Genomic DNA, 2,885 nt, shown 5'->3' on the forward strand with positions numbered 1-2,885 from the left:
GTTACCACTGGTATCGTAAAGAGGTGAAATAAGAAAACTTGTTTTACTGGTCTTGAAAAAGGGAACCATTATAGTATCTTTACCACAGTTAAGTCATTCCAAATACTTTTCAAATATAAATAAAAAAACGAAGCAAAATATTGAGAATAGAATGCTAGCTCTTATGAAAAAATATTTAAAAATTTATCCTGAAGGAAGTTGCGGAAATATTCACAACCTAAACCTTGAAGAAATTGGACAAATTATAAATAACTCAAAATATCTTTTTCTTACAATTGGGGCACTTTATAAAAATGAAAAAAACTTGTATCAGGTAGCAGATAAAGCAACATACCTAAAAGACGCAATATCTATTTATCGAGACACAAATACTCCAAAAAAATTTCATGCTTGGATTACAGTTGATTCTGGTGAAATTATTGACTTAGCACACAATATGACGATGTATCAATTACATAAAGATAAAAAAGATTTTTTTCCTATTCTTGGAACACCTGAAACAATAACAAAAAAATATGGATTTATATACGAACCTTATCGAATAGAAGGGCATATAACAAGTGATATGCATGGTAAAGGCGATAAATTAATCATTATTAATTAGATTAAAAAGGAAAATAAATAATAATGAGACTACTGCATTGCGTATATTTATATAATTTATTATTTGTGAAATTAGAAAGATAATTGTATAATCGAAATTCAAAAATAATAAATTATATAAATAAAGAAGTTCAATATGATAGACATCAAAAGTAGTTTAGATAACTTATGTTAACCAATATACATCTTACTACTGGATTATGGACAATATGCTATTAAATAAATCTATTCTTATCTTATTACTTACTATGACAATATCTGCTCTTAATGCAAATGAATTTAGCTTTAGAAAATATGCTCACGTTAAAGAGTTTTATAAAGCAAACTCTTTAGAAGCTATAGAAGTTGCTAAAAAGTATAAACTTCCTCCTGCAGCTATACTTGCCATTGCAGGATTAGAATCTGGATATGGTAGAGGGTATGTAGCTCAAATCACAGGTAATATCCTTAGTTTGGGAGCTTTTAAAGGTGATAAAGAACTTCCAAGATTATATCTACCCTACTCTAAATCAAAAAAAAGCGTACTATTTGATCCAAATGAAATTAAAAAACATTCTAAAGATGATTTAACATGGAAGAAAAGACCAAAAAGCTTAAAGATAGACTATAGACCTGCCCCATATGCAGGGACAACAGAAAATATTACACTACTTACTTATGATAAAACAATGAAAGAAAAGGCAAATAAGGCCTGTTTAGATGATTTTGCAACTAGATGGATTATTAATAGTTCAAAAGTTAAGGTTTTTAAAGAAGCTAGAATTTGGTTAAATAAGCTAGTTGATAAGCATGGGGTAGATATATTATTTACGAAAGAAGTTAATATAGAGTTCATATCAAAGATAGGTGGACACCCTCACTCTTTTAACTATAGAAAGACTTGGCCGAAAAAAGCAAAGTTAATTATGAAAAAAGTTGGACTTGTTAAACTTACAAACGATATACAATTTAAAGATATGAAATTCGATAGCGCATGGAGTAATAATATATGAATACAAGAAAAGAACAATTAATAGAAGATATACAAAATCTTTTAAATTCTTATGACAATGAAAATACTACGAGTATAGATCCAAATTTATTAGAATTTATGGATGAGAATACATTGGTTAATATCATAGATTCTCTACTAAATCAAAAAGAAGAATCTAAAGAACCTGATACACAATGGCTTGAAAAATTTAAGACATATGATATTTAGTTAGCTGTTACCTATTTAACAAAAATAAATTTAATGATTTACAACAATTTACAAAACTGACATAAATTCCCTGTTTTAGGCGATATTGTGCTTTTTTTGTTTTTTTAAATTGAAAAAGTACTTCATTTGTTACCAAAAACGCTGTATAATATGTCAATATTTAACACAAAGGAATTAATATGGCAAATATTGATTTAGTTCAGTTAACTGGACAGACTAAAAAATTGACAGCAATGATTGTTGAAGACGAAAAAGTAACAAATGAACTTCTTAGTTCAACATTTAAAAACTTTTTTTCTGATGTTTTCTCATGTTTTAATGGCGAAGAAGCACTAAACACATATAACAGAGTTAAATCTGACGTTGTTTTTGTTGATATAGTAATGGCTGGAATGGACGGGATTGAATTGTCTCGTAGACTTCGTGAGATTAACCCTACTCAAATTATTATTGTAATTTCTGCAAGTAATGATATTGAGAAGATTTCTGAGTCTATTGAAGTTGGTGTCAATAGTTTTATTCAAAAACCTATTGATACTAAGAAAATCATCGAGCTTTTAACTAGTGTTACTGCTATGATTTCTAAAAAAAGAAAAGTAGAGACTAAAACATTCTCTATATCTCTTCCTTTAGATCTATATGACTTAGTAAATGACAATGCAAAAGCTGAAAGCATCTCTAAAAATGCTGTTATTATTAGAGCACTTAGAGGTTTCTACGAATAATTATAAGTAAGTTTTACTGAGCTTTAAAAATTTAAGGATTTATTAAGTGATAGATCTATATAATTTCGGCTCAGTTAAAAAGCTGACTTAAGTGGCCCCGTCGTCTAGCGGTTAGGATCCATGGTTTTCATCCATGTCACAGGAGTTCAATTCTCCTCGGGGTCACCACTTACAATTTATATTCCCCCTACTTTAAACACTTTTACAAACTTATTTTCAATATATATCTCCTTGTAAATTCTTTATTATTAAGATTTAATAACGCCAATTCCAACAACAAGTGCAATTTCCACCTAAATTAGCTAGCTAATCTTTTACTCATTTCACTGAAAAACACTTCATACGGAGTTTTGTAT

At 28.6% G+C, this 2,885-nt stretch carries 4 protein-coding genes and 1 tRNA gene; all 5 read left to right on the forward strand.

Features of this window, described 5'->3' with window-relative positions; translation table 11 throughout:
• Positions 1–151: 151 nt before the first annotated feature.
• On the forward strand, positions 152–604 hold the full coding sequence (locus QZZ48_RS15215) for a hypothetical protein (RefSeq protein ID WP_294967106.1): 453 nt from the start codon (positions 152–154) through the stop codon (positions 602–604).
• A 208-nt stretch (positions 605–812) separates the two neighbouring features.
• Positions 813–1,595: a hypothetical protein gene (locus tag QZZ48_RS15220; protein ID WP_294967107.1), complete on the forward strand. Its 783-nt coding sequence runs from the start codon at positions 813–815 to the stop codon at positions 1,593–1,595.
• A complete protein-coding gene (locus tag QZZ48_RS15225) occupies positions 1,592–1,804 on the forward strand; it encodes a hypothetical protein (RefSeq protein ID WP_294967108.1) in 213 nt (70 codons plus the stop codon). The genes QZZ48_RS15220 and QZZ48_RS15225 overlap by 4 nt, the downstream gene beginning before the upstream one ends.
• Positions 1,805–1,983: 179 nt before the next feature.
• Complete coding sequence (locus tag QZZ48_RS15230) at positions 1,984–2,529, forward strand: response regulator (protein WP_294967109.1); 546 nt, start codon at positions 1,984–1,986, stop codon at positions 2,527–2,529.
• A gap of 93 nt (positions 2,530–2,622) precedes the next feature.
• Positions 2,623–2,697, forward strand: a tRNA-Glu gene (locus QZZ48_RS15235).
• Positions 2,698–2,885 lie beyond the last annotated feature (188 nt).

It is taken from the genome of Sulfurimonas sp., from assembly GCF_016744025.1.
Lineage (GTDB): Bacteria > Campylobacterota > Campylobacteria > Campylobacterales > Sulfurimonadaceae > Sulfurimonas.